22 protein-coding genes are annotated in these 26,323 nt (G+C 60.7%); 12 read left to right on the top strand and 10 right to left on the bottom strand.

Going from position 1 to position 26,323, the window contains the following annotated elements; translation table 11 throughout:
* Positions 1-227 precede the first annotated feature (227 nt).
* The 8 genes from QME24_RS19620 to QME24_RS19585 all read left to right on the top strand — a co-directional run bounded on the left by QME24_RS19620 (position 228) and on the right by QME24_RS19585 (position 9,886).
* Positions 228-2,165, top strand: a complete 1,938-nt coding sequence (locus QME24_RS19620; RefSeq protein WP_054905990.1) for an FAD-dependent oxidoreductase — start codon at positions 228-230, stop codon at positions 2,163-2,165.
* 145 nt (positions 2,166-2,310) lie between these two features.
* On the top strand, positions 2,311-3,207 hold the full coding sequence (locus tag QME24_RS19615; RefSeq protein ID WP_009682591.1) for a nitrilase family protein: 897 nt from the start codon (positions 2,311-2,313) through the stop codon (positions 3,205-3,207).
* Between the two features lie 10 nt (positions 3,208-3,217).
* Positions 3,218-4,372, top strand: coding sequence for a hypothetical protein (locus QME24_RS19610; protein WP_054905989.1), 1,155 nt, complete (start codon positions 3,218-3,220; stop codon positions 4,370-4,372).
* Positions 4,369-5,358, top strand: coding sequence for an asparaginase (locus QME24_RS19605; RefSeq protein ID WP_054905988.1), 990 nt, complete (start codon positions 4,369-4,371; stop codon positions 5,356-5,358). Before QME24_RS19610 ends, QME24_RS19605 begins: the two co-directional genes overlap by 4 nt.
* A 92-nt stretch (positions 5,359-5,450) precedes the next feature.
* Positions 5,451-6,002 carry a UPF0149 family protein gene (locus tag QME24_RS19600; protein ID WP_054905987.1) on the top strand — a complete coding sequence of 184 codons (552 nt, stop codon included), beginning with the start codon at positions 5,451-5,453 and terminating at the stop codon, positions 6,000-6,002.
* Between the two features lie 215 nt (positions 6,003-6,217).
* On the top strand, positions 6,218-6,847 hold the full coding sequence (locus QME24_RS19595) for a glutathione S-transferase (RefSeq protein ID WP_029885569.1): 630 nt from the start codon (positions 6,218-6,220) through the stop codon (positions 6,845-6,847).
* 22 nt (positions 6,848-6,869) lie between these two features.
* Positions 6,870-8,906 carry a pyridoxamine 5'-phosphate oxidase family protein gene (locus tag QME24_RS19590; RefSeq protein WP_054905986.1) on the top strand — a complete coding sequence of 679 codons (2,037 nt, stop codon included), beginning with the start codon at positions 6,870-6,872 and terminating at the stop codon, positions 8,904-8,906.
* A gap of 83 nt (positions 8,907-8,989) precedes the next feature.
* Positions 8,990-9,886, top strand: coding sequence for a LysR family transcriptional regulator (locus QME24_RS19585; protein ID WP_154211822.1), 897 nt, complete (start codon positions 8,990-8,992; stop codon positions 9,884-9,886).
* A 21-nt stretch (positions 9,887-9,907) separates the two neighbouring features.
* Here the strand turns inward: QME24_RS19585 and QME24_RS19580 are convergent, their stop codons facing one another.
* The 8 genes from QME24_RS19580 to QME24_RS19545 all read right to left on the bottom strand — a co-directional run bounded on the left by QME24_RS19580 (position 9,908) and on the right by QME24_RS19545 (position 17,929).
* Entirely contained in the window at positions 9,908-10,777 is an 870-nt protein-coding gene (locus QME24_RS19580) for an aldose 1-epimerase (protein WP_054905984.1), read from the bottom strand.
* A 25-nt stretch (positions 10,778-10,802) separates the two neighbouring features.
* Entirely contained in the window at positions 10,803-11,726 is a 924-nt protein-coding gene (locus QME24_RS19575; protein ID WP_054905983.1) for a DMT family transporter, read from the bottom strand.
* 175 nt (positions 11,727-11,901) lie between these two features.
* Entirely contained in the window at positions 11,902-13,182 is a 1,281-nt protein-coding gene (locus QME24_RS19570; protein ID WP_054905982.1) for a TRAP transporter large permease, read from the bottom strand.
* Positions 13,183-13,710 (bottom strand): TRAP transporter small permease, encoded by a 528-nt coding sequence (locus QME24_RS19565; RefSeq protein WP_009682578.1) that lies wholly within the window; start codon positions 13,708-13,710, stop codon positions 13,183-13,185.
* 64 nt (positions 13,711-13,774) lie between these two features.
* Entirely contained in the window at positions 13,775-14,746 is a 972-nt protein-coding gene (locus QME24_RS19560) for a TRAP transporter substrate-binding protein (RefSeq protein WP_029885563.1), read from the bottom strand.
* Between the two features lie 67 nt (positions 14,747-14,813).
* Positions 14,814-15,695: an SMP-30/gluconolactonase/LRE family protein gene (locus QME24_RS19555; protein ID WP_054905981.1), complete on the bottom strand. Its 882-nt coding sequence runs from the start codon at positions 15,693-15,695 to the stop codon at positions 14,814-14,816.
* Positions 15,696-15,719: 24 nt separating this feature from the next.
* Entirely contained in the window at positions 15,720-16,526 is an 807-nt protein-coding gene (locus tag QME24_RS19550; protein WP_009682575.1) for an NAD(P)-dependent oxidoreductase, read from the bottom strand.
* A gap of 158 nt (positions 16,527-16,684) precedes the next feature.
* Complete coding sequence (locus QME24_RS19545) at positions 16,685-17,929, bottom strand: OprD family porin (protein ID WP_280091666.1); 1,245 nt, start codon at positions 17,927-17,929, stop codon at positions 16,685-16,687.
* A 312-nt stretch (positions 17,930-18,241) separates the two neighbouring features.
* On the opposite strand from QME24_RS19545, the gene QME24_RS19540 reads away from it, so the two are divergent.
* The 4 genes from QME24_RS19540 to QME24_RS19525 all read left to right on the top strand — a co-directional run bounded on the left by QME24_RS19540 (position 18,242) and on the right by QME24_RS19525 (position 23,419).
* The gene (locus QME24_RS19540) at positions 18,242-20,623 is read left to right on the top strand and encodes a glucose/quinate/shikimate family membrane-bound PQQ-dependent dehydrogenase (RefSeq protein WP_054905979.1); all 2,382 of its coding nucleotides are present in this window, start codon (positions 18,242-18,244) and stop codon (positions 20,621-20,623) included.
* Positions 20,624-20,840: 217 nt separating this feature from the next.
* Positions 20,841-21,683 (top strand): hypothetical protein, encoded by an 843-nt coding sequence (locus tag QME24_RS19535; RefSeq protein ID WP_009682572.1) that lies wholly within the window; start codon positions 20,841-20,843, stop codon positions 21,681-21,683.
* Between the two features lie 166 nt (positions 21,684-21,849).
* Positions 21,850-22,167 carry a helix-turn-helix transcriptional regulator gene (locus QME24_RS19530; protein ID WP_029885558.1) on the top strand — a complete coding sequence of 106 codons (318 nt, stop codon included), beginning with the start codon at positions 21,850-21,852 and terminating at the stop codon, positions 22,165-22,167.
* Positions 22,160-23,419 carry a type II toxin-antitoxin system HipA family toxin gene (locus QME24_RS19525; protein ID WP_280091667.1) on the top strand — a complete coding sequence of 420 codons (1,260 nt, stop codon included), beginning with the start codon at positions 22,160-22,162 and terminating at the stop codon, positions 23,417-23,419. Before QME24_RS19530 ends, QME24_RS19525 begins: the two co-directional genes overlap by 8 nt.
* 905 nt (positions 23,420-24,324) lie before the next feature.
* Here the strand turns inward: QME24_RS19525 and QME24_RS19520 are convergent.
* Together QME24_RS19520 and QME24_RS19515 are read right to left on the bottom strand one after the other, a co-directional pair.
* On the bottom strand, positions 24,325-24,849 hold the full coding sequence (locus QME24_RS19520) for a gamma carbonic anhydrase family protein (protein WP_232893041.1): 525 nt from the start codon (positions 24,847-24,849) through the stop codon (positions 24,325-24,327).
* A gap of 93 nt (positions 24,850-24,942) precedes the next feature.
* Positions 24,943-26,265 carry an MFS transporter gene (locus QME24_RS19515; RefSeq protein WP_050492184.1) on the bottom strand — a complete coding sequence of 441 codons (1,323 nt, stop codon included), beginning with the start codon at positions 26,263-26,265 and terminating at the stop codon, positions 24,943-24,945.
* Positions 26,266-26,323 lie beyond the last annotated feature (58 nt).

The following is a 26,323-nucleotide window of genomic DNA, read 5'->3' as shown; positions in this document are numbered from 1 at the left end:
GTGATCGACTGCCCGGTCGACTACAGCGAAAACGACCGCATCCTCAACAGCGAGCTGCGTGAGCGCGCGCTGGCGGTATAAGAGCTGATGTCCTTATCGGGACTGCACGCTGGCACCCACAGGTCTCTCAAGATTCTGTGGGTGTTGACTGGTGGCACATAACCAACACTTCACGTCTCGCAAGTCGATCATGCTCAGGCTCTTCAATTTATGGAGAGTACGAGTTCATGACCATCGGTTCTAGTCACAACCACCCTGCTGATCTGGCCATTGAGCCATCCTTGCCTTTGCAGCCTTGGGCCGCGCGTTTTCCAAATCCTCCAGACCTCTGCTTCGACTATCGCCGTCTTGTTGAACAACAGGGAGGTGTTGCACGTGCCGCCCGCCCGGAGCATCGGATCTGTATTGTTGGTGCTGGCGTGACAGGGCTAACAGCTGCTCGGGAATTGTTGCGCTGTGGTTTTACCCGCATCACTTTGATAGAGCAATCTCAGCGCGTGGGTGGGCGCCACCTGACAGTGGTGAACAACGGCGGCAATTACAAGCAGCCTTCAACCCCATTCGAAATGGGGGCCATGCGTATGCCTCTGTTCAACAGGACAGGGGAATCACCTAAAGATGGTTGCTCGCTTATGGCCTACTACGCGACGCTGTTTAAGCTAAAACTTTCCGATTTCCCGAACCCTGGGACGCCTTGGGTGAACACAACCGGTATCTATCTTCGTGACGGGGAACTTGAGGAGGAGGGGAAGCCGAAGTTGCTGTTTTGGCGGAATCCACAAGGGGATACTCCTCCACCGACAGCAACGCTGCAAAAGGTCTATGAAAAATGGCAGCGCTTCGCCACGCAGTTTGCCGAGCGCGTTGCCATGGTGTATGGCACGCCATCCTGGGCGTCGACATGGCAAGCTATAGTCGAGCGTTACCACCTGCTGTCATTCAGGGATCTTGTGCGTTTGCCAATGCTCACTGTGTGGAATCCCGCAAACCCTGCTGATTTTGGCGGGCTGGGCATGAGCAGCGAAGAGTCGGCTATTTTCTATTCAATCGGTATTGGTGATGGTAGCTGGGGTGCATTTTACGACGTCTGCTGCCTGTATCCGCTGCGTACTGCGATCTTTGGCTTCAGCAGTCATTTGCAACTGGTGCATGGCCGCGTTGATCAGGATGGATTGCCCTATGCTGCGCCGTATCTGGAAGCCAGCAATGTTCCTGATAGTAGAGGGCTGATGTTCAACGGTCCTGCGTATATCGGTCTAGCGGCGATGGATGAAAGTCTGTTGTTTCTCGACGCCGGGATGAACGGCACTTCGCTTTATGATCATCTCCTTCGACAAGATGACGGGCTGTTGACAGACACCTCGGTCCGTTCCTTGCAAAAGCTTGAAGCGGGTCGTATTCGGGTCGGATACTGCTGGCACTGCAGTGATCCTGCACATCAAAGCCTCCAATATGATGACTTCGACAGTGTGATCCTGACTGTCCCTTCCTGGCTGATCGAGACCAACATGCGCCTCGACGGTTTTAGCCGTCAGATACTGCCGCAGTCGATTGTGGATGCGTGGAAGCACGCTCATTGGGAAACCAGCTGCAAAGTCTATGCGCCACTGAAGAAGAGTTATCTGGACAGTAAATCAGCTTTACCCCAGATCCTCGTCACCGACAGCTTGGTCCACGACGTATACGCCTATCGGTACAACGATCGTTACCCCGACGACTGCATCCTGCTCAGCTACACATGGGAAGATGATGCAACGAAGCTAGCCGTATTCACTGATGAAGAACTGGCCAACAAGTGTGTGGAGGAACTCGACCGAATCCTCCTGCGCTGCTGCAATGTGGCCGAACCTATATCGCCTTACATCGATACCCGAAACATCCGCATACAGCGCTGGGCTACGGACAAAAATGCGCTCGGCTGCGCAAAGCTGTACCGCGCTGGTACCTACTACGACGCGGTCGGCCTGATGAAGTATAACCGCGATTACAGTGCCAGCTCGGGGCTTTATCTGGCTGGGGAGTCCTTCTCCGTTGACGCCGGCTGGACCGAGCCGAGTCTACGCACCGCGCTTGATGTAGTGATCAATCTTTGCAACAACACATCCGCAACGTTCAATGGAGACTTTACCCTTGAACACTATCCGCATTATCAACTTGGGAAATAGCGGCAGCTGGGTGTTTTTGTGAGATTCGTCCTACTGCGCTTACTCGCTTCTCCTTCGACCTCATAGGACCTGCCCGACTGTCTCTCCCAACCCCAACCCCGCTCTACTGGCGACCTTCCAAAACAACCACAAAAAGGAAGTCGCCATGTCCGAACATTGCCCCCCCGTCAGCCCTGTCCGCATCGCTGTCATCCAGTACGACCCACAAGTCGGGCTAGAGTACTGCGATGGCAACCTGAGCAGAGGCCTGGCACTGGCCCGGCGTGCGGTGCGTGAAGGTGCCAATCTGATCGTGCTGCCCGAGCTGGCCAACACCGGGTACACCTTTCACTCCCGTGCCGAGGCCTATGCCCATGCCGAAACGTTGCAGGCGGGCCGCAGCCTGAAAGCCTGGGCTGATTTCGCCAGGGAATATCAGGTGTACCTGGCAGCAGGATTCGCCGAGCGTGAGGGCCTGAAGCTCTACGACAGCGCCGTATTGTTTGGCCCCGACGGCCTGCTAGGCCACTATCGCAAGGCCCACCTGTGGAACCAGGAAAAGCTCTGGTTCACCCCTGGCGACCTCGGCTTCCCTGTATTCGAGACGCCAATCGGCCGTATTGGCCTGCTGATCTGCTGGGACATCTGGTTCCCTGAAGTGCCACGGCTCATGGCAGCGCAAGGGGCAGACATCATATGCAGCTTGAACAATTGGGTGTGGACACCGCCTCCGCTGTTTGATGAAACAGGGCGTTGCATGGCGTCGTACCTGACCATGACAGCCGCGCATGTGAACAATGTCTACATCGCCGCCGCAAACCGTATCGGCAGTGAGCGAGGAGGGCGCTTTCTCGGTTGTTCGTTGATTGCCGGAACCAACGGTTGGCCCATTGGTGCTGTGGCCAGTGCGGAGGAGGAAAGCATTGTCTACGCCGATGTCGACCTCAGCAGCGCGCGTTCAGCGCCGATCTGGAACAGCCTCAACGATCTGCAGCGTGATCGCCGTACCGACCTCTACGATGCTGCGCTTGGCTACCGCCTGCATGCGCCTATGCCACGCTGAGGATCCGCACATGAAGCCATTACTGCTGCCCAATCGGCAGCACGCCCCCGTGCTGATCTTCACCTGCCTGGCAATGCTGCTGGCAGCCAGCCTTGCGTCAGGCCCGTGGCCAGACTACGGGCAACTGGCGGCGACCCTGGACCAACCGCTGAGTCGTTTGCGTTGGATAGTGGGCGATATCAGCGAGGTCGCATTCTACAAGCATGAGCTGCCTGCGCTGGGCTTGCTGCTAGGCGCCAGCCTGGCACATTGGGCCCATCTTCGCGGGTACCGCTGGCAGGGTTTTGCCATCTGCTATGGAAGCGGACTGTGGCCATGGGTGTTCACCAGCTCGCTGATGGGCCTTTTACTTAGCCATGCCTTGTGGGGATGGACCTTGGCCAGTGGTACCTGGCAACCAACGTTCGTGGCCTTCGTGTCGTTGCCGGCAGCCATGGTGCTGTTGTATGGGGCGGGCTGGCGTGTGGCGATAGCAGGCGCATTGCTGGGGGCATTACTGGTAACCCCGGCGAGTCTGCTGCTGGTCAACTACCTGTGCTACCCCCTGCAGTTGCCTGTGGTTATCGGCAACGTGGGTGGAATGGCCGTGGCAAGTGCCGCCGCTTTCCTGCTGTGCAAGCGCTACCCGTCATGGGTCCGCCAAAGCCACGAACCCGACGTTGTGAAACCTGTGGCCAGCCAGCCATCCTACGGTGTGATCTGGACTTTGCGGCGTGTACTGGCCGATTTCAGTGAAGCCCCCTTCTTTGGCAATGAGCTGGCTAGTCTGGGTCTCCTACTGGGTTTGTTGCTGGCTTACCTGTTGGCCCCGGCAGCACCTGCATACGGTTCAATGTTGGCGTTGCACATACTGGCCGGACAGGCCTTGGCATCCTTGGTCGGGGTCGTATTCTGGCGCGGCCAGTGGCAAGCCCGGGGGTGGTATCCGACTTATATTCCGATTGTCTCGATCGTGCCGGCCGCCGTGCTGACGCATGGCGGTAGTTGGCAAGTCATTGTGGCCGGTGCAGTGCTGGGGGCCCTGGTGGCTCCGCCGCTGGCAGTGGCGATCACGCAGCGGTTGCCGAGTTATGTGCATGGCTACATCGGCAACGTGGTGTCGATGGCGATCAGCACGTTGGGAATCGTACCGCTGATCGGGTTACTGGTGGGGGGAGAAGGATGATTGAGCATTCGGACCTGCCCAAGCTGTCGATCGCCAGTTTGGGCGGGACGGTCAGCATGCAGGCTACAGCGGGTGGGTGTGGCGTAACGCCCACCCTGGATTGTGAGCAGCAACTGCTTCAGGTACCGCAGTTGCGCGAAATGGCGCAGTTGACTGTAACGTCATTGAGCTTGGTCCCCAGTGCATCGCTCAGCTTCAACGCGTTGCTGGAAGTGCTGGCCTGGGCTCGCTGCGAAGTCGAGGGCGGTGCCCGGGCCGTGATACTGACCCAAGGCACCGACAGCCTTGAGGAAACGGCCTATTTCCTTGACCTGCTTTGGCCCTTCGATGCGCCTTTGGTGATGACCGGTGCAATGCGCTCGCCCAGCCAGCCGGGCAACGATGGCCCGGCCAACCTTCTGGCTGCGGCCCAGGTTGCATTGGCACGAGGCAGCGGTGGGCGTGGTGTGCTGGTGGTGATGAATGATCAGATCCATCGTGCGACAAAGGTTCGCAAGACAGCCAGCCTGGCGATAGCGGCATTCGACTCGCCTGGTTTCGGTCCTGTGGGGGAAGTTGTAGAAGGTGTTGCAACGTACCGCCATCCCCCAGACAGGCGGGAGGTACTCCCGCTACCGGGGCGTACCGACCAGCGCGTCATCCTGCTGGAGGCGTGCCTGGACGCCGACACTGTATTGCTGCAGGCTCTGCCCGCATTGCGCTACGACGGGCTGGTCATCGCCGGGTTCGGCGCCGGCCATGTTTCCGGCAATTGGTCTGATGTTCTAAAGCACATGACGCCAACCCTGCCAGTCATTGTCGCCACTCGTACAGGTGAGGGGGCTACAGCCCGCGCAACATACGGTTTTTCCGGCTCCGAGATCGACTTGCAGAAAAAAGGTGTGCACATGGCCGGGCACCTCTGCCCGCGCAAGTGCCGCATCTTGCTGTGGCTGCTGATTGGCGCCGACCGGCAGCATGAGTTGCCGGGTTGGCTGCCCACCTGAAAATTTGCCCGCGCAGTGCCTTGCACGGGCAACCCTTCAAGCATTGCTGTGCTAGGGTGCACACACTTTTGCTAGCAAGGATTCCCTGCCCGATGCTCCCGCCACTCAGCGAAAAAGAACTGCACCGCCTCGAAGACCTGCTGATCACCTACGGCAACGACTACTCGGTACTCAACCTGGCCGAGCTCAATGGCTTTTTCACCGCGCTGGCTAGCTCGCCGACCACGGTCACCCCCGAGCACTGGCTGCCGGCAGTGGCAGGTGGCAAGGTGCCCAAGTTCAAGAAACCGGCCCATGAAGAAGCCTATGTGGCATTGATGCTGCGGTATGCCGACCAAGTCGCCGGACAGTTGGGCGACCACATCGATCAGTTCGAGCCGCTGTTCGAGGAAACAGAAGACGAGCAGGGCACCGTGGTCGTGATGGAAGAATGGTGCTTCGGCTACATGCGCGCTACCCAGGTCGCCAACTGGGAAGCTTTGCCGCCAGAGCAGGACCAGTTACTCAAAGCCATTTCTTTGCATGGGCTGGAGGATAACTTCGAGCTGCTGGACCAGATGAGCGAAGCGGAGATACAGGCCTGTGTGCCGAAGGTGATCGAAGCCGCGCGTGGTTTGTTCCGCTACTTCAACAAGCCGCACTGAGGCACACGGGCTCGGTTGCTGCGGTGCTTGCTGGGGCCGCACTGCGGATCCGTCAGCAAGCACTCGAAAAACGCAGACTGTTGTTTGACATGGAGCGGTTTATTATTCCATCTGGCGAAATTATGGTTTCCCCCGCGCACTGATTCTGCTGCCAGCCGAATCAGTGCAGCATGTGCTCCATCAGCCCAATCCGGTGCTGACCAGGAGCCAAGCCCATGTCGAACCCGATCAAGCTCTACAACTTCCCCAAGTCCGGCCACGCCCACCGCATCGAGCTGATGCTTTCGCTGCTCAACCTGCCTACCGAGCTGGTGTTCGTGGACCTGGCCAAAGGTGCGCACAAGCAGCCGGACTTCCTGGCCCTCAACCCGTTCGGCCAGGTACCGGTCATCGATGACAACGGCACGGTGATCGCAGACTCCAACGCAATCCTCGTTTACCTCGCCAAAAAATATGACAACGGCACCTGGCTACCCGAAGCGCCAGCCGCTGCCGCCCGTGTACAACGCTGGCTGTCGGTCGCTGCAGGCCCGCTGGCCTTTGGCCCGGCCGCTGCACGCCTGGTGACCGTGTTCGGCGCTTCGTTCAACACTGACGAAGTGATTACCCGGGCGCACACCCTGCTCAAGGTGATTGATGCCGAACTGGCCAAGTCGCCGTTCCTGGCAGGCGACACGCCGACCATCGCCGACGTCGCCAACTACTCCTACATCGCCCACGCACCGGAGGGCAACGTGTCGCTGGAGCCGTATGCCAACGTACGTAGCTGGCTGGCGCGGATCGAGGCATTGCCGGGCTTCGTACCGATGCCCCGCACCGTCATCGGGTTGCAGACCAGCGTCTGATCCCTCTGCGAGGAACGCCACCATGCAACAGTCCCCCGATCGCCGCCCCTCGCCTTGGCATGCGGGCGAGAAAACCCTGCAGGAAAAGGTCGGAGTAGCAGAGCGCATGGAGGCGTTCGGGCAAAAGGTCATTCGTGACTACATGCCCGACCAGCACCGCACGTTCTACCATCAGTTGCCGTTCATGGTGGCGGCCAGCGTAGACGCTCAGGGGCGGCCCTGGGCGACGCTGCTGGAAGGGCCGGAAGGTTTCGTCAGTTCGCCCGACCCACGCCAGTTGACGATTGACGCCAGGCTAGCGGCCGATGACCCGGCGACCCCGGGATTGGTCGCCGGGCAGGCAATCGGCCTGCTGGGCATCGAACTGCACACCCGCCGGCGCAACCGCCTCAACGGGCAGATCCGCCAGGCGGTTGCAGGGCAATTGCAAGTGACGGTAGAGCAGTCGTTCGGCAACTGCCCGCAATACATCCAGTTACGCGATTACACGCGCGTCGCCGAACCGGCCCAGGGGCGCATCGATGCGACATCCCTGGATGCCACGACCGTCAGTATGATCCAGTCTGCCGACACCTTCTTCGTCGCCAGCTATGTCGAGCATGACACCGGCCAGCGTTCGGTGGATGTGTCCCACCGTGGCGGTCGGCCAGGATTCGTCAGGGTGCAAGGCAATACGCTAACCATCCCCGACTACGCCGGTAACCTGCACTTCAACACCTTGGGCAACTTGTTGGTCAACCCGAGGGCAGGTTTGCTGTTCATCGACTTCAGTAACGGCAACGTGCTGCAGGTGGGCGGGCGTGCCGAGGTGCTGCTGGAAAGCCCGGCCATCCAGGCGTTCGAAGGTGCAGAGCGGCTGTGGACGCTGGAGGTCGACCAGGTGGTGTGGCGGCCGGCTGCGGTTTCCCTGCGCTGGGCGTTCAAGGAGTACGCCCCCACCAGCCTGATGACCGGCACCTGGGCCGAGGCCGATGCGCGTTTGCAGCAACGTCAGCAGCAGCGCCAATGGCAAGCCTGGCGGGTGCTGCGGGTAGAGCAGGAGAGCCGCGATATCCGTTCGTTCTACCTGCAGCCGCCCACCGGTTCCGCTGTGGCGTTTGCACCCGGGCAACATGTTCCGGTGCAGGTCAAGCGCGACGGTGAGGCGCCGCTTATCCGCACCTACAGCTTGTCCAGCGCACCTTCCGACGGCTATTGGCGCATCAGCGTCAAAGCCCAGGGCCCGGTTTCCCGCCACTTGCATGAGCGCATCGCGCCAGGCGATGTGCTTGATGTTCGCCCACCCATGGGCAGTTTCACGCTCGACATACAGAGCACGCGGCCGTTGGTGCTGATTGGCGCTGGCGTAGGCATTACGCCGTTGCTGGCCATGCTGCGTGAGCAATTGAGCCAAGGGCAGGCTCGGGCCATCCACGTGTTCCAGGGTGCGCGTAGCCTGGCCGACCTGCCGTTCAGGCAGGAGCTGGCGAGTCTGCAGCAACGGGCCGAGGGCTTGCTGCACATTCATCGCGCCCTGAGCCAGCCGGAAAGCCATGCGCTGCTTGGGCGGGATTACGAGTTTGCCGGGCGCCTGGGCATGGGGCAGGTCAAGGCGACGCTGGCGCTGGACGACTACGAGTTCTACCTGTGCGGACCGGGCAGTTTTACCCAGGACTTGTATGAAGGGTTGCGCGGCGTGCATGTGCCGGATGCGCGGATTCACGCAGAAGCGTTTGGGCCGTCGACGTTGCGCCGGCACACGGACGCCGACCAGCCCGCCTTGCATCAGCCACCCGCTGCCAGCGAGCCAGTACCGGTGTACTTTGCGGCGTCGGCCAAGGAGGCGCGCTGGGCACCCGGCGGCGGTACCTTGCTGGAGCTGGCCGAGGCGCGCGGGCTGGCGCCGGAGTTCAGTTGCCGGGGTGGCTCGTGTGGTACCTGCAAGACCAGACTGGTGAGTGGCCAGGTGCATTACCCGAATCCACCGGCAGAGCTACCGGAGGCGGGGTCGGTGTTGATCTGTTGTGCCGTGCCGGCGCAGGTGCAGGAGGGGGTACAGGCCCTGGTGCTGGACATCTGATACACCAGCCCCGCCTCTTCGCGGGCGGCAGAAAATACCCAGATGAACAATAATCCCGGCACCTCATGTCCCCAGGAGCTCGCATGGACCAGATCCACCTGATGAAGGTATTCGTCGCCGTAGGTGAGCTGGAAAGCTTCGCCGCTGCTGCCCGCCGCCTGGCCATCTCCCCGGCCGCCGTCACCCGTGCCGTCAGCGCCCTGGAGGAGCAGCTGGGGGTCAAGCTGCTACTGCGCACCACCCGCAGCGTGCGCCTGACCGAGGCAGGCGGCCGCTACCTGGAGGACACCCGGCATATCCTGGCCAGCATTCACGAGGCCAACGAAGCGGCGGCGGGCATCAATGCCATCCCCAAGGGTGACCTGGCGGTGACTGCACCGATCCTGTTCGGCAGGAAGTTCGTCATGCCCAGCATCGTTCGCTACCTGCAGCAGTATCCGCAAGTCGACGTGGCCGCCTACTTTCTCGACCGCGTGGTGAACCTGGTCGAGGAAGGCATGGATGTGGCCGTGCGCATCGGCCCGTTGCCCGACTCCGGGTTGAAGGCCCTGCGGGTCGGTCAGGTCCGGCGCATGTTGTGCGCTGCGCCCGGTTACCTGGCGCGCCACGGTGTGCCCAGGCACCCCTCGGACCTGGCCGGGCATGCGGTGATCGGTACCACCAACCTGTCCCCCCGAGCCGGCTGGCGCTTTGGCGTGACCGATGAGCCGACTTTGGTGCGCATGAAACCGCGGCTGACGGTGACCAGCAATGATGGGGCTATCGCTGCGGCCTGCGGTGGCCTGGGGATTGCCCGTTTATTGTCATACCAGGTGGCTGATGAACTGGCTAGCGGGCAGTTGCAGGTGATTCTGGCCGAGTATGAGGAAGCACCCTGGCCGATTCACATACTGCACCGCGAGAGCAAGTACGGGTCGGCCAAGGTCAGAACCTTCATCGACATGCTGGCGCAGGCGCTGCGGGACCAGCAACTGGAGTGAGCATGTAGCGCCCACAATGCGTTACAACGCTTGGTACTGCATGCTGAACCCCAGGCTCATCGTGTCACCCTGTTGCAACAGCCTCAGCCCCGGCCGGCCGGGCAGGTGATGGGCGTTGACCGGGTGGCTGACCGGCTCGAAGCAGAAGAAGCCTTGCCCCGGCGGGCAGAACAGCAAGAAGTGCTCCGCCCCGCTGGTGCGACAGGCCAGCCGGTAGCCTGCCCCCGGCTGTTCGATCACACAGTGCCCCGGCCAGCCACTGAAGGCGTGGTCGACCAGCGTCTCGGGCAGGTGGCCCAGTGCTTCGAACCGCCACGGCTCGGGCACCGTGGCCTGATACGACGGCAAGCGCCCAGCCTCGGCCAGCCACACTTTGCGCGCGGGCGCAGACAGCTTGGTATCGGGGTAGCGCGGAAGGTAAGGGTGCAGGCCCAACCCATACCAGTTGGCCGAATCATCCCGGTGCGTCACATGCAGGTCCAGGGTCAGGCAGCCTTCATGCAGGTGTATATCCAGCGTGGCCTGGTAGGCGAAAGGTACGGCACTGTCCAGCGTCAGCCGTGCGCGCCGTTCGCTGTGATGCTCAACGTGCCAGGCCTGCTGCCAGGCGCTGCCATGGATGGGATAGGGGTCGTGCTCGGTATTCGGCGCCAATGCCTGCCAGCCCTGCGGCCGGGCATAGCCCCCCTCGGCAACCCGATTGGACCAAGGCGCCAGTGGGTAGCAAGCCAGCCGCCTGGGCGTGGCGCTGGCCAAGGCAGCCGCGTCGGTATGGCGCAGCAGCGCCTGCCCCGTTGCCTTGACCTGCCAGTTGACCAGACTGGCACCCAGTTCCGGCGCCAGGCTCAGGCGGGTCAGGCGGTCCTGCAGGTGCAGTGTGGTCACAGCCATGCAATGTTCCTCTGGAGCAGAGCGATCAGTTGGCCCGCCGGTAAGTCAGCAGCACGATGCCGCATACCACTACGGCGCCGCCGAGCAATTGCAGCGGGCCCAGTTGCTGGTCGAGCAGGGCCCAACCCAGCAGTAAAGTGGCGATGGGTTCGACGTTCATCACCGGGGCGTTTTGCGCCATGTTCAGCCTGGGTACGCAGACGAACAGCAAGCTGAACGCCAGCCCATACAGCAGTACCAGGCTGGCCAGCGCCACCCAGCCACTGCTGCTGCCCGGCAGCGACAAACCGGCCGGCATCACCCCGCTGGCGCCCGCGAGCAGCATGCTGGAGAACACGATCAGCAGGGTCAGCAGGCTGCGCACCGGGCCCCGCACGCTAGGCAGCTTGTGGTCGGTGATCCACAACGCGCAAGCAAAGGCACAAGCGGCGCCGAAGGCCAGGCTGACCCCCAGCGCCCAGTGCGGGTTGCCCGCACCGCTGTCGGCCAGGCGTGCCGGCACATCCAGCGCCAGCACCAGGCCGCATAGGATCAAGCCCATGAACAGCACGGTGCGGCCAGTGGGGCGCGCACCGCCCAGCGCCCAGGTCAGCAGCGCCAGCAGCATCGGGAAGGTATTGCCTACCAGCAAGGCCAGGGCCACCGGGATGCGCGCCACCGCCGAATACAGGCACAGGCTCTGGGTGGCGATCAGCAGGCCAAGCAGCAGTTGCCAGCGGCGGGTGCCAACGGGCAGCGCCAGCGCCTGACGTTGCCACAGCAGCACGCCGGCCAGCACCAGCAAGGTGATGCCGGAACGGCAGAGTATGGCCAGCAGCACACCGGTGCCGTCATCGAAGGCGATGCGTGCGGCGATATGGTTACCGGCGAATGAGCAGGCAAGCAGAGCCAGCAGGGCGATGGCCAGCTGGCGCGGGAACAGCGGGGAAGCAGAGGAGGGGACAGCCATGTGCAGGATCCGTTTGCAGGTAGATTTTCCAGCCCTATCGCAGTCGTTGTAGGAGCGGCCTTGTGTCGCGATGGGCCGCAAGGCGGCCCCAGCAATATTCGCAACAACGCCGAAAACCTGGGGCCGCTTTGCGGCCCATCGCGACACAAGGCCGCTCCTACAGGCTGAGGTGCGGTTACAGCACCACGCTAGGCAGCCACAGCGAAATGGCCGGAATGTAGGTCACCGCCATCAGCACCAGGAACAGTGCCAGGTAGAACGGCAGCAGCGCCTTGACCGTCGATTCGATACTCACCTTGCCCACCGCCGAGCCGACGAACAACACGGCGCCCACCGGCGGCGTGATCAGGCCGATCCCCAGGTTCACCAGCATGATCATGCCGAAATGCACCGGGTCCACGCCGATGCCGGTGATCACCGGCAACAGGATCGGCGTTAGGATCAGAATCAGCGGCGCCATGTCCATCACCGTGCCCAGCAGCAGCAACATGAAGTTGATGCACATCAGGATCACATAGCGGTTGTCCGACAGAGTGAGGAACGCCGTGGTGATCTTCGACGGGATCTGCATCAGCGTCATCACGTAGCCAAAGCTGGCCGCGAAGCCGATCAATATCATCACGATCGAGATGGTGCGCACCGTGCGATGCATCAGCTTGGGCAGGTCGCGCCACTTGTAGTCACGGTAGATGAACATGGTCACGAAGAATGACCAGACGACCGCCACGGCTGCCGACTCGGTCGCAGTGAACACGCCCGACAGGATACCGCCCAGGATGATCACCATGGCCATCAGGCCCCACAGTGCCTCACCGGCAATCTTCAGCGCCTGGCGCAGCGGGATGACCTCACCCTTGGGGTAGTTGCGCTTCTTCGCGAACAGCAGGCACAGGCCCATCATCACCGCGCTCAGCAACAACCCTGGCATCACCCCGGCCATGAACAGCGAGGCGATCGAGACCGTGCCGCCCGCCGCCAGCGAGTACAACACCGAGTTGTGGCTGGGCGGGGTCAGCAGCGCCTGTACCGAGCCGCTGACCGTCACGGCGGTAGAGAACTCGCGCGGGTAGCCTTTGCGCTCCATCTCCGGGATCAGCACCGAGCCCACCGAGGCGGTGTCTGCCACCGATGAGCCTGAAATTGCACCAAAGAACGTCGAGGCCATGATGTTGACCAGCGAAAGGCCGCCGCGCACGAAACCCACCAGCACCCCGGCAAAGGCCACCAGCCGGCGTGACATGCCGCCTTCGGCCATGATGGCCCCGGCCAGCACGAAGAACGGAATGGCCAGCAGCGAGAACTTGTTAACCCCGCTGGCCACCTGGATCATCATCGCCTGCAGCGGTATGTCGATCCACCAGGCGCCGATCAGCGCCGAAAGGCCCAAGGCATAGGCCACGGGCATGCCCAGCAGGATGAGCGCGATAAAACTGCCCAACAGAATGAACACATCCATTTACGCCGCTCCTTCGTTTTCTTCCAGTTGGTCGAAGCGCACCACCTTGCGGTGGCTCTGGTCGCCCAGCAGGAGTTTTTCCAGCACAAACACCAAGGTCAGCACGCCACCGATTGGGATCGGCGCATAGGTCATGCCCACGCGCACACTGGGCAGGGAGGCCAGAAACTGGTTCCAGGTGGTGATGCACAGCTGGGTGCCGTACCCGGTCATGAACAGGCACACCAGGACCATCAGCACCTGCACCAGCAGGGCCACCAGCCGGCGCTGCAGCGGCGGCAGGCGGTCGGTGATCATCGCCACCGCCATATGCGCCCCGGCGCGGTAGCTGGCGGCGGCGCCAACGAAGGTGAACACCACCATCAGCAAGATGGCCACCGGCTCTGGCCAGCTGGCCCCGGTGCCGAGTACATAGCGGGCGAAGATGCCCCACGGGATGATCAGCGACATGCTCAGGATCGACAGGCCGGCGACCCAGATACAGGCGCGGTACAACGTGTCGTTGGCACGCAGAAAGAGGTTTTTCATGGGCATCACCAAAGCGGCAGGGCGGCTGACGCGGCCCTGCCGAGGTCGGTAGGAAAGGTCGCGCTTACTGCACCGCGTCGATACGTTTCATCAGGTCGGCGTATTGCGCGCCGTATTTTTCCCGCACCGGTGCGGTCGCGTCGTAGAAGGGTTTCTTGTCGACGGTGATGAACTCGACACCGGCGGCCTTGAGCTTCTCTTCGCTGCTGGCCGTTTTCGCATCCCACAGCACCCGCTCTTCCATCTGCGCCTCACGCGCTACCTTTTTCACCAGCGCTTGCTGTTCGGGGGTGAGCTTGTTCCAGGTGGTCTTGGACATCACCACCGGCTCGGGCAGGATCAGGTGGCCGGTCAGGGTGAAGTATTTGGCACTCTGGTAGTGGTTGTGTTCGAGCAGGGTCGGCGGGTTGTTCTCGGCGCCGTCGATTACCCCGGTCTGCAGCGCGCTGAAGATTTCCCCGGTGTCCATGGCGATGCCGTTGCCACCCATGGCGTTCATCATGTCGATGAACAGCGGGTTGCCCTGCACGCGAATCTTCATGCCCTTCAGGTCTTCCAGGCTGCGCACCGGCTTTTTCGTGTAGAGGCTGCGCGAGCCGCCATCCATCCAGGCCAGGGCCACCAGGTTGAAGTCGGAGTTGGTGATCTTGTCGAGGATTTCCTGGCCGATCTCGCCATCGATGACCTTGCGCATGTGGTCGTGGTCGCGGAACACGAACGGCATGTTGAACACGTTCACATCCGGCACCACCGGGCCGACGATCCCCAGGCTGACGCGGGTCATCTGCACGGCGCCGATCTGCGCCTGTTCGATCACTTCCTTCTCCGAGCCCAGCACACCGCCGGCAAACATCTTGAAGGTGATGTCGCCATTGCTGGCCTGTTCCAGTTTCTTGCCCATGTTCTGCTCGGCCACCACCGTGGGGTAGCCGGCGGGGTGAATTTCCGCGAACTTGATGTCCAGCGCCGAAACGGGCATGGCCACGCTGCAGGCGAAGGGGAGTACGGCAAGAAGCAGCTTGCGTTTGAACGTCATGATGAAACTCCGTGGTTTTTATTATCTGGTTTCGGGCGTGCAAAGGGTGTGGTGCGCGTCGCGGGGCTCAGCCCCGCCAGGCTGGCTCCTCCAGGCCCTTGGTGCCTGGGTTGAGGGCAAATACCCCGCCGGCCAGCGGCTGGTCGCCAAGGTCGAGCCCCGCCGGGCGGATCGAGGTGACGTACAGGGTGTCGAGGTTGGCGCCACCGAAGGCGCACATCGCCGGCTTCTTCACCGGTACGCTGAGCGAGCGGTCCAGGCGCCCGTCAGGGGTGAAACGGTGGATCTGCCCGGCGTCATTGCCGCATATCCAATAGCAGCCGTCCTGGTCGATGGCGGCACCGTCGGGGCGGCCGGGGTAATTGCGCATGTCCACGAACAGCCGCGGGTTATGGGGTGTGCCCGTGTCGGTGTCGTAGTCGAAGGCCCAGACCTTCTGCACGCTGGGGTGCGAATCGGACAGGTACATGCGCGTGCCGTCTGGGCTGAAAGCCAGGCCGTTGGGCACGATCATGCCCGCTTGCTGCAGGTGCAAATGGCCCTCGCGGTCATGCCGGTACAGTGCCCCTACGTGGGCGCCTTGCTGCATGTCCAGCAGCATGCTGCCGGCCCAGAAACGCCCTTGGCGGTCGCAGCGGCCATCGTTGAAGCGCATGCCCGGCTGCGCATGCGCCACCCCGCTGAGCACACGGCTGGCCAGGCTGCCGTCGGCCTTGGTTTGAATCTGGAAGATGCCGCTTTCCATGCCGGCCACCCACCCGTCGCCACTGCGGGCGATACAGGCCAGCATCTGGTCGCCCTGCCAGACCTGGTGCGTATTATCCACCGGCCGCCAGCAGTGCAACTGGCGCGCGGGTATGTCGACCCAGTACAAGGCCTGCTCGCCAGGGTGCCACACGGGGCTTTCCCCGGTGCCGTTGCGGGCGTCGACGATCAGTTCACAGTGCATGGCCGTGCCTCCTGGCGCGTGCGGTCAGTTGAACGGTCCGGCCACGGCAAATGCGCCGCCCTGATAGACCATGCTCGGGTCATCGGCGGCAGGCGCCGGCTCGGCTTCCACCGCTGCGCGGAAGGGCTCCGAGCTGTCCTTGGGCACGTAGCCCAGGTGTGCGGCATGGCGGTTGTCCCACCATACGGTGCGGTTGGCCGAGGCACCGTAGACAATGGTGTGGCCGACGTTCGGCGTGAACAGGCCGCGCTCAATCAACTGCACCAGATCGTCGTAACTTAACCACGTGCAGAGCATGCGCGGGTTCTGTGGCCGGGGGAACGAAGAGCCGATGCGGATGCTGACGGTTTCGATGCCGTAACGATCGAAATAGAAGCTGGCGACATCTTCGCCATAGCACTTGGACAGCCCGTAGTAGCTGTCGGGGCGGCGCGGGGCATGCGCGTCGATGCGCTCGTTCTGGCGGTAGAAGCCGATGGTATGGTTGGAACTGGCGAAGACCACCCGTTGCACCCCATGCTTGCGTGCCGCCTCGTAGACATGGAACACGCCGCAGATATTGGGGCCGAGAATCTCTTCGAACGAATGCTCGGTAGACACCCCGCCGAAGTGCACGATGGCATCGACGCCTTCGACCAGGGCATGCACGGCTGCCTTGTCGGCCAGGTCGCATGTCACCACTTCTTCGTGTGGGCCAGCGGCTGGGGCCATGGGGTTGATGTCGGAAAGGCGCAGGACCTCGGCGCAGCCTTGCAGGCGTTCGCGAAGGACCTTGCCCAGGCCGCCTGCGGCTCCGGTGAGCAGCAGGCGTTTGAGGGGGGTAGTGGTCATGACCGGCTCTTATTGTTAATTGTTGTAGGTTGTCGTATGACTTTTGTGATTATTGGCGGTGCGATTCAGTGTTGTCAATGACAACGCAATGTCAGTCTGGTGTTATGCGCGTGCCCTGTAGGAGCGGCCTCGTGTCGCGAAATGAGCGGCGTAAAGCCTTACAGCAACGACAACGGGTAGTTGAAAATCAACCGGTTCTCATCGAACTCGTTATTGCTGTAGTCCCGCCGAATCGACGAATTGCGCCATTTCACACTCAAATCCTTGAACGCTCCGCTCTGTATCACATATGCCAGTTCAGTCTCACGGACCCATTCCTTGCCATCCGTCACCACCCCGCTGTGCACGTCGCGGCCGCTGATGTAGCGGTTCATCAAGGTCAGCCCCGGCACGCCGACGGTGACGAAGTTGAAGTCATGGCGCACCTGCCATGAGCGTTCGTTGGCGTTGTCGAAGCTGGCGTTGTAGCTGTCATTGGCCAGGGTTCCGCCACTGGTGCCATTGACCCGCATCCAGGTATCGCCATCGACCTTCTGCAGCCCGACCCAGAAGGTGCTGCCGCCGTATTTGGCGGAGAACATCCCCGAGTACGTCTTGTTGTCCAGCTCGCCAGCGCGCCTGGAACCGTCGTCATCGCCCTGGAAATAGCCCAGGTTGGCGCCCAGGGTCCAGTCGCCGAGCGGCTGGCTGTGGCTCAGCTGCAGGTATTGCTGCTGGTACACGTCCTTGAGCACCGCATTCCACAGCCCCACCAGGGTGCGCTCCTGGTTGAACCTGTACTCGCCCCCGACGAAGTTGAAGCGGTCCGACACCGCGCCGCCGTAGCTCATGTCCTCCATGCTGGCGTCGTTGCGCGGGCTGTTGGCGCGGAACTGGCCGCCGTACAAGGTCAGCCCGGCAAACTCGTTGGACGTGACCTGCCCGCCACGCAATGTTTGCGGCAGTGAGCGACCGTCGTCCGCGCGCAGAATTGGCAGTACCGGCATCCATTCGCCGATTTTCAGCTCGGTTTTCGAAATGCGCGCCTTGCCCGCCACGGCAAGCCGGCCAAAGTCATCCGCCGGCCGCCCATCGTCGTGGCGTGGCAGCAGCCCGGTGCCATAGGTGCCGCCCCCGCCATCGAGCTTCACCGACCACAGCCCCAGCACGTCTACGCCAAAACCCACCGGGCCCTCGGTGAAACCGGAACGGGCATCGAGGATCACGCTCTGGGTCCATTCTTCGGCTTTGCCTTGCGGGTTGGCAGGGTTGGTGAGGTTGCGGTTGATATAGAAGTTGCGCAGGCCCAGCACGGCTTTGCTGTCTTCGATGAAACCTTGGGCAAGGCTGGTGCCCGGCAGGCAGCTGAGCAGGCTGGCGCCAAGCAGCGCACAGGGGAGGGTGGTCTGGCAGATTTTCGACATGGGTTGCTTCCGCTGATGTTGTTTTTGTTATGTGTTGTCGTACAACTTCGGCTTTTTTAGCAAGTGAAAAACCAGCTGTCAACGGCGTTGGTAGCCGGAAATCAGCTACTTTCGGCGAGGAGGGATCAAGCGCAGGCTCTAGCTCGGGGTTCGCAATGAGCGTTAGTCATACTATGACCACATGCGAATTGTTGCATTTGTCGCAACGCTCTCCCTCGAGTTCGTCAGTTTGTCGCAGAATCATTTAGTAACACTATTCTTCGTTGCTGGATGTCTTACTGATTCAGTCCCATGTAAACGGAGATTTCACCGATGAGCACCACCCGTGCTTCACACCCCTCACGCTTGCTGCCCAGATTGCTAGGCGTGGTTTTTTTGCTGATGGGCCTTGCCTTGCTGGCCGGCGGCATCAAACTGGCAACCCTTGGCGGTTCGCTGTATTACCTGCTGGCCGGCATTGGCTTGGCGATTACCGCAGCCTTGTTGCTGGCTGGCCGACGTGAGGCATTGAGCGTTTATGGCGTCGTGCTGTTGCTGAGTTCGCTCTGGTCGTTGGTCGAGGTGGGCCTGGACTGGTGGCAACTGGTCCCCCGGCTGGCCCTCTGGTTCGTCCTTGGCCTGATGTTGTTATTGCCTTGGCTACGCAGGCCATTGACGCAGGGCCAGCCTTATCCCCTCGGTACAGGGGTATTGAGTGTGGGCGTGGCGGCCGCGGGCCTGATGGCGCTGGCCAGCCAGTTCACCCAGCCCGACACCGTGGTCGGCCGCCTGGACCGTGACACGGCAGGCACCACCAGCACGGCACCGGCAATGCCTGACGGTGACTGGCAGTCCTACGGGCGTACCGAGTTTGGCGACCGTTACTCGCCACTCAAGCAGATCACCCCGCAGAATGTGGGCAAGCTCAAGCTGGCCTGGACCTACCGCACCGGTGATATCCCCGGGCCAAACGACCCGGGCGAGACCACGGCGGAAAACACCCCGCTGAAAGTCAACGGCAAGCTCTACGTATGCACCCCGCATAGCCAGGTGATTGCCCTGGACCCCGACAGCGGCAAGGAGATCTGGCGTTTCGATCCCAAGCTCAGCACGCAGAATGCGGCCAACTTCAAAGGCTGGGCACACATGACCTGCCGCGGCGTGGCCTATTTCGACACGGCCAGCTCGCAAGCGAGCCCCGTGCAAGGGCAGGCCTGCGCCAAGCGCATCTATGTACCCACCGCCGACACCCGCCTGATCGCGCTGGATGCCGATACCGGCCAACAGTGCGCCGGCTTTGGCGACAACGGCCAGATCGACCTTACCCGCAACATCGGCAGCTTCGCCCCTGGTGGCTATTACTCCACTTCGCCACCCACCGTGGCCGGCGGCCTGGTGATACTTGGCGGTCATGTCACCGACAACGTTTCCACCGACGAGCCGTCCGGCGTCGTCCGCGCCTATGATGCGATCACCGGCCAGCTGGTGTGGAACTGGGACAGCGGCAACCCCGACGCCACCGCGCCGATCAGTGACGGCCAGTTCTACACCCGCAACTCTCCAAACGTGTGGTCGGTGATCAGCGCCGATGAGAAGCTCGGCCTGCTGTACCTGCCCATGGGCAACCAGATGCCCGACCAGTGGGGCGGCAACCGCACGCCAGAGGCGGAGAAATTCAGTGCCGGCCTGGTGGCCCTGGACATCGCCACTGGCAAGGTGCGCTGGAACTACCAGTTCACCCATCACGACTTGTGGGACATGGATGTCGGTGGCCAGCCGAGCCTGGTCGACATCAAGACCGCCGAAGGCATCAAGCCTGCGGTAATGGCATCGACCAAGCAGGGCAGCATCTACGTGCTGGACCGCAGCAACGGTCAGCCGCTGGTGCCCATCCACGAAACCCCGGTACCGCAAGGCGCCGTGGAAGGTGATCACACCGCACCGACCCAGCCGATGTCCGAGCTCAATTTCATGCCGCCCACCCTGCGTGAGCGAGACATGTGGGGCGTAACGCCGTTCGACCAGATGCTGTGCCGCATCGACTTCCGTTCGCTGCGCTATGACGGCATCTACACCCCGCCATCGCTGCAGGGCTCGCTGGTCTACCCCGGCAACTTCGGGGTGTTCGACTGGGGTGGCATTTCGGTCGACCCGGAGCGCCAGATCGCCTTCGTCAACCCCAGCTACATGGCCTTCAAGTCGCAGTTGGTGCCAGCCTCGAAAATCGCCGGGCAGCCGGCGCGCAAGAGTGAAACCGAGGGCATCCAGGCCAACAAGGGGGCGCCTTATGGCGTGATCATGGGCGCTTTCCTGTCGCCGCTGGGGCTGCCTTGCCAGGCACCGGCCTGGGGCTATGTGGCCGCAGTGGACCTGACCACCCACAAGGTGATCTGGAAGCACAAGAACGGCACCGTACGTGACAGCTCGCCCATTCCGATCCCGCTGACCATGGGCGTGCCGAGCCTGGGTGGAAGCTTCACCACCGCCAGCGGCCTGGCGTTCCTCAGCGGCACCCTCGACCAGTACCTGCGTGCTTATGACGTGCGCGATGGCAAGGTGCTTTGGGAAGGGCGCCTGCCGGCCGGTGCCCAGACCACGCCGATGACCTACACCGGCAAGGATGGTCGCCAGTACGTGCTGGTGATGGCCGGCGGGCATGGCTCGTTGGGTACCCGGCAAGGGGACTATGTGATGGCGTTTGCCCTGCCGGAGTAAGCGGCGGCAGGTTCAAGGCCTGTGAGATCGAGCACCGCGCGGCCGGCGCTTGGTTTCACGGGCTTTTTTGACGGCCAGCACGTCCCCCACCCCTGTCGTCAGAGCTTGGGCTAAAGCACTAGCCTGAAGCGCGTTGGCACTGAACCACGCGCTACAACTGGTGTCTGAGCACCAACAATGACATGACGTCCATTTCCCCAAGCAAGGAGGCTTCACCATGCAACCCACCCCAGTCACGTCCGCCGGCAAGCTGCTCGGCAGTTATGGTTATGGCAAGGCGCTGATCGTCTGCATGCTTATCCTGGGCAGTGTCTTCCTGGGCCTGGCCGCTTTCGTCGGCTACCTGAGTGCTACCAGCGGCCAGAACTTCAACGGCCCGCAAAGCCTGTTCTATTCCACCATCGCCTTGCTGGCGGTGCTCGGTGGGGTGATGTTCGCCCTGGCGCTGTGGCAGAAGAAACTGCGCGCTGCCCGTTATGAGGTTTATGAGAAAGGCATCTGCCAGATCATAGGCAACCAGCGCGATTACGTGCCCTTCAGCGAGATGGGCGACTTCTACCTGTTCGCTTCTGGGCAGACTGCCATTGCCGGCCTGATCAACAACCTCGCTTATCGCCGTAACGCCAGTGAGCCGTTTCGCCGGGTCAATCCACACCTGCAAAAGCTTTATGTGTTTCTTGAGCAGGTACGCGAGCTGTACCTGAACGAACGCCTGCCAGCAGTATTCGCCACCCTGCAAAGCGGCGGGGCGGTGCAGTTCAACTACCTCGAAACGTCCCAGGTTTGGGGCAAGCGCATGAGCGGCGACTTCTTCAATGTCACCACCAAACCGCTGACCATCACTCGTGAAGCGCTCGACGTGGATGGCCGCAAGGTCGCGTTGAGCAGCCTGCGCAATGTTGACCTCAGCCAGTGGACCGAACTTGTGGTGATCAAGGACGAAAACGGTCAGACCGTGCTGTCGACCGTATCGACCGGCATCATCAGCTTTGACCTGTTCCTCAATACGTTGCACAACCTGCTTGAAGCCGAGTCGGCCTTAGCAACGCCTGAAGCCTGATGCAATCCATCAACGAACTCGTGTCAGGTGCTAAATAATTTCGGTATTTCAGTTATTAACTCGATTTTTTGACGTTAAAACATGTTTTACAGGAATTACGTGTGCTGTTGATTGTGGGTGAGCCTATAATTCCCCTACCGCTTCGCGCCTGGGGGTAGCATTTGCCATGCTGGATTTAAGCTTTAGCAAACCCGTTGAGGTCGTCAAACGACTGTGTGAGCGCTTGCGCAGCGAGCGTTTGTCTCAACAGCTGACGCAAGCAGAGGTGGCGGGGCGAGCCGGTGTCGCCATCAGTACTGTTTCGAGTCTTGAGGCTGGACGAAACGTCAGCTTCGAGAACCTTGTGCGGATTGCGATGGTGCTCGGGCGTGCCAGTGAACTGGAGGGCCTGTTTCAGCCCAAGCTGGACAGCCTGGAAGACTTGCGCCGATATGAAGAAGGCGCCAAGCGTCAACGCATAAAGATGAGGCAGGGCGATGCCTGAGCAGGTGCGCGTCTACTACGAAGGCTGGGGAGAGCGCTGGCTGTGGGGTACGCTTGCCTCCACTAGTGTGGTCGGCAGTCGCCCGCAAATCGTCTTCGAATACAGCAATGAAGCCAGGGGGCGCGGGTTTGAGCTGTCCTCGTACACCTTGCCTTTGCGGGGCGAAAACCTGCGCAAAGGATTCGCTGCTCATCAGTCTTTTCTTCCAAGCCCTGTCTATGATGCGCTGCCGGACGGCTGGGGCATGTTATTGATGGACCGTTTGTTCAAGCGCCGGGGCCTTAATGCCGCGCGCGTTGGTCCGCTGGAGCGGTTGGCGTACATCGGTGACAGCGCCATGGGAGCCATGTCGTTCGAACCGGTCGCAACTGAAGGGTTCGAGCCACCGCAACACATCCCCCTTGAGATGCTGGCGGCCGAAGTTCATGAAGTACTTAAAGGGGAGGGGGGAGAATTTCTGCAGCGGCTGCTTCTGGTGGGTGGCTCTCCCCAAGGTGCAAGGCCCAAGGCTCTGGTCTATCGCGATCCGTTGAGCGGCTCATTCACCACCGTTGCCAAGCCAGGTCTGGAAGCCTGGCTAATCAAGTTTCCCGCCAAGGAAGAGCATCCGGAAGTCTGCGCGATAGAAATGGTGTACGCCGAATGCTTGCGCTTGTGTGGCATTGCGACCCCGGACACCCAGCATTTCAGCTTGCCCAATGGGCAGGCGGCCTTTGCCAGTAGACGCTTCGACCGCCAGGGTGACCTGCGTGTGCCGATGCAAAGCCTTGCCGCATTCACCGGCGCGGATTTCAGGTCGCCTGGCGCGCTGGATTATGTCAATTTTTTGCGTGCCACCCACATGTGTACCAATGATTTGCGGGAGAAGGCGCGAGCCTTCGAGCGTGCCGTGTTCAACGTGGCATTCAACAATCGCGACGACCACCCGAAGAACTTCGCTTACCTCATGTCGCGTACCGGAGAGTGGACACTGGCACCTGCCTACGACGTCACGTTCTGTGAAGGCCCGGGTGGGTATCACCAGATGGATGTGATGGGGGAAGCTTTGGATATCGGGCGCCAGGAGATGCTTGCCTTGGCACGCGAGGCGGACATTCCGGAGGTGGCGGCGAGTCAGCTTATCGACCGTATTTGCGCAGTCGCCCGCCAGTTTACAGAACGAGCGCAGCTGAGCTTTGCGCGGTTGATCACTCAAGACACTTTGCAAACGGTGCAGCGCCGTATCGATGAAAACGTCGCGTTACTTAGCTGATTGGGGAGGCGGGCATAGCTGTGCAATGTTGACGTTTGACTGGGGAACTCGCTTCGGCGAGGTTTGCAAAGGGGTGCATGTTCTGCGATCAACCCTATACTGAAGTCGTCCTCGCTCACGACCACTTAGACTGGCAAGTCCAGTCCCGGCACATGCAACTGAGTGTGCCGTACCCCTCCTGTCGGCGTGGGCGAGGTCTCTTCACTTTGGCTTTTTTGAGCATGGCTCTCCGCTCCCACAGGATCCCCGTTTGCTGAAGACTTTCGTGATACCTGCAGGAGCTGGTCTTGCCATCGATGATTGTATTGCAGGATTAGCCAGGCTTTGGCAATACGCAATACCCTGTGGGAGCGGGCGTGCCCGCGAAGCAAGTGACGCGGTGTCTGGCACCGGCTTCGCCGGTGTTCGCGGGCACGCCCGCTCCCACGGGGGTATCCCCGTTTGCGGAAGGCTTTTGTGATACCTGCAGGAGCTGGTTTTGCCAGCGATGATTGCATTGCAGGATTAGCCAGGCTTTGGCAATACGCAATGCCCTGTGGGAGCGGGCGTGCCCGCGAAGCAAGCGACGCGGTGTCTGGCGAATCGGCTTCACCATCCACCTGTGCATGAGCGGTCTCAAGTGCCCTGAAACGCTATCTTGATGGACAGGGAGGGACAATGCCGGGAGCTGTATAAGCCTCCCGCTTTTGCTTCTGCCAGGCAATAAAAAAGGCTGCCATTCGGCAGCCTTCTCGATGCTCAGCCCGGCCTTATTTTTCACTGACTTCCGAATAATAGGCATTGATAAATATAGTTCACTTAGACTAGCGACTAGACAGCTTTCCAAAAACTCCTTTCAGGCACACCGCCTTTGACTGATAGGCAAAGCAGTGTCTGCGGAAATGAATATCACGATGCTCAAAGATTTACTCAAGTTGCTCGAGGAGGCTCTGCTGGTATCGCCTGGCATTGTCACGGTAGTGGAACGCGTTGGCTTCAATCTCTCGACATTGTGCATCGGTCGCCTGACGCACGATCCGTGCAGGAGAACCCATTACCACTGAACCATCAGGAATAATTTTTCCCTCCGTAACCAGTGCATTCGCACCGATGATGCAATGCTTGCCGATTTTGGCGCCATTGAGTACCACGGCCTGGATTCCGATCAAACTGAAATCCCCAACCTCGCAGCCATGAAGCATCGCTTGGTGTCCAACCGTTACGCCGGTACCGAGGCTAAGGGGGCTACCCAAGTCTGTATGAAGCACTGCTCCGTCTTGAACATTGCAATCTTTGCCAATATGGATCAGTTCATTGTCTCCACGAATCACAGCACCGAACCACACGCTACTACCCTCATCAAGCTTGACGTTACCGATTACGCTCGCACTGGGCGCAATCCAGCTCTCGGAGTGGGCATTGACACGGTGGCTTTGAAGGCAATATTTCATACAAGTCTCCTAAGTGGAATTGTGTGGTCCAGATATACCCTGATTATTTGGTTGCAGCTCGCCGCAACTGCGCCGGCGAGCCTCATGTAGATGTCAAATTGTTTTACGAGTTGGCTCTCGCTGGGCAGCACAATCTTTGGTTTCCTGCCCTTGACGTAAGGCAAGAGAAGCGAGAGCCGCAACAAGTAACAAGATGGCCATGAGAAGCAGTCCGTTGGTCGAGCGTCCAGTACTTTGCTCGATCCACCCCATTACCGATGGTCCTACGAAGCCTCCTAACAAGCCACACGAATTGACGAACGCTAATCCGCCTGCCAATGCAGCGCCTTTTAGGCGTGACGATGGGTAGATGAAGATAATCGATTGCACAAGGAAGAACATCGATGCAGCTAGGCAGAAGCCTAGAAGTGCTGCGACTGGCCCGCTAAACGCCGCGATCACCAAGCCTGCAGACATAACGACATAACCACCTACAAGTAACGCTCGACTGCGTGCAGGTGTATCTGCAAAACGTGGCAAGGACGCTGCTCCGATTGCGGCTGCAATCCATGGCAAAGCAGTGAGCAGTCCAATGGTGAGGATCGAAAGATCGCCATAGGTTCGAATGATTCCAGGGAGGAAAAAGATCACGGTGTACACGGTGATCTGGTGACAAAAGTACACGAATATCGCCAGCAATATCTGTGGCTGTAGCCACTGACGGATCGAGTGCTCACCTTTTCCACCTTCCTCTCGTTCACGTGCGAGTCTCTCCTCTAGCGCTTGGGCTTCGGCGATGCTCAGCCAGGGTGCCTTGTTCGGCCGATCAGGCAGTTTTTTCCACACGACAATTGCAAAAAGAGCCGCCGGGAGGCCCTCGAGCACGAACATCCATTGCCACCCGTGCCAGCCCCACACGCCATCAAGTTGCATCAGCAGACCACCCAGCGGGCCGCCAACGATGTTTGCCAAGCAAACACCAAGCAGAAAGTAGCCGGTCGCTTTTGCACGTTCTTCCCGACCAAACCAATAAGTTAGATAAAGCATTACCCCAGGGAAGAATCCCGCCTCGGCAATACCCAAGAGTACGCGCAGTATGTAGAACGAGGTTTCGCCTTGCACGAAGGCCATCGACGCCGATATCAAACCCCAGGTAACCATGATACGCGCTATCCAGAACCGGGCTCCAACCTTGTGCATGATCAGATTGCTTGGCACTTCAAACAGCGCGTAGGTAAGGAAAAATAGCCCCGCACCCAGCCCGTATGCGGCAGCGGAGATTCCCAGATCAATTTCCAACTGATGTTTCGCTAAAGCGATGTTTGTACGGTCGAGGAAACTCAGTACGTATCCGATCACTAATAGCGGCATTAGTTTTCGGAAAAGCAACGCGGTGATTTCTTTCTGGCTCCGGGCAGTGCTTGCAGGGGAGGTCATTTGAGGGTCCTCTTATATGGCGCCCGCAGAGCCGGGCGCCTCTGTCTTGTCATTGTTT

This window comes from Pseudomonas sp. PARCl1 (assembly GCF_947311875.1).
GTDB classification, from domain to species: domain Bacteria; phylum Pseudomonadota; class Gammaproteobacteria; order Pseudomonadales; family Pseudomonadaceae; genus Aquipseudomonas; species Aquipseudomonas juntendi.
This window is presented reverse-complemented; position numbering and strand designations above follow the sequence as displayed.

Bases quoted from the DNA above. Each gene is read 5' to 3' on its own strand.
- QME24_RS19620 (WP_054905990.1), top strand. From the start codon at position 228: ATGACCATCGGTTCTAGTCACAACCACCCTGCTGATCTGGCCATTGAG.
- QME24_RS19615 (WP_009682591.1), top strand. From the start codon at position 2,311: ATGTCCGAACATTGCCCCCCCGTCAGCCCTGTCCGCATCGCTGTCATC.
- QME24_RS19610 (WP_054905989.1), top strand. From the start codon at position 3,218: ATGAAGCCATTACTGCTGCCCAATCGGCAGCACGCCCCCGTGCTGATC.
- QME24_RS19605 (WP_054905988.1), top strand. From the start codon at position 4,369: ATGATTGAGCATTCGGACCTGCCCAAGCTGTCGATCGCCAGTTTGGGC.
- QME24_RS19600 (WP_054905987.1), top strand. From the start codon at position 5,451: ATGCTCCCGCCACTCAGCGAAAAAGAACTGCACCGCCTCGAAGACCTG.
- QME24_RS19595 (WP_029885569.1), top strand. From the start codon at position 6,218: ATGTCGAACCCGATCAAGCTCTACAACTTCCCCAAGTCCGGCCACGCC.
- QME24_RS19590 (WP_054905986.1), top strand. From the start codon at position 6,870: ATGCAACAGTCCCCCGATCGCCGCCCCTCGCCTTGGCATGCGGGCGAG.
- QME24_RS19585 (WP_154211822.1), top strand. From the start codon at position 8,990: ATGGACCAGATCCACCTGATGAAGGTATTCGTCGCCGTAGGTGAGCTG.
- QME24_RS19580 (WP_054905984.1), bottom strand. From the start codon at position 10,777: ATGGCTGTGACCACACTGCACCTGCAGGACCGCCTGACCCGCCTGAGC.
- QME24_RS19575 (WP_054905983.1), bottom strand. From the start codon at position 11,726: ATGGCTGTCCCCTCCTCTGCTTCCCCGCTGTTCCCGCGCCAGCTGGCC.
- QME24_RS19570 (WP_054905982.1), bottom strand. From the start codon at position 13,182: ATGGATGTGTTCATTCTGTTGGGCAGTTTTATCGCGCTCATCCTGCTG.
- QME24_RS19565 (WP_009682578.1), bottom strand. From the start codon at position 13,710: ATGAAAAACCTCTTTCTGCGTGCCAACGACACGTTGTACCGCGCCTGT.
- QME24_RS19560 (WP_029885563.1), bottom strand. From the start codon at position 14,746: ATGACGTTCAAACGCAAGCTGCTTCTTGCCGTACTCCCCTTCGCCTGC.
- QME24_RS19555 (WP_054905981.1), bottom strand. From the start codon at position 15,695: ATGCACTGTGAACTGATCGTCGACGCCCGCAACGGCACCGGGGAAAGC.
- QME24_RS19550 (WP_009682575.1), bottom strand. From the start codon at position 16,526: ATGACCACTACCCCCCTCAAACGCCTGCTGCTCACCGGAGCCGCAGGC.
- QME24_RS19545 (WP_280091666.1), bottom strand. From the start codon at position 17,929: ATGTCGAAAATCTGCCAGACCACCCTCCCCTGTGCGCTGCTTGGCGCC.
- QME24_RS19540 (WP_054905979.1), top strand. From the start codon at position 18,242: ATGAGCACCACCCGTGCTTCACACCCCTCACGCTTGCTGCCCAGATTG.
- QME24_RS19535 (WP_009682572.1), top strand. From the start codon at position 20,841: ATGCAACCCACCCCAGTCACGTCCGCCGGCAAGCTGCTCGGCAGTTAT.
- QME24_RS19530 (WP_029885558.1), top strand. From the start codon at position 21,850: ATGCTGGATTTAAGCTTTAGCAAACCCGTTGAGGTCGTCAAACGACTG.
- QME24_RS19525 (WP_280091667.1), top strand. From the start codon at position 22,160: ATGCCTGAGCAGGTGCGCGTCTACTACGAAGGCTGGGGAGAGCGCTGG.
- QME24_RS19520 (WP_232893041.1), bottom strand. From the start codon at position 24,849: ATGAAATATTGCCTTCAAAGCCACCGTGTCAATGCCCACTCCGAGAGC.
- QME24_RS19515 (WP_050492184.1), bottom strand. From the start codon at position 26,265: ATGACCTCCCCTGCAAGCACTGCCCGGAGCCAGAAAGAAATCACCGCG.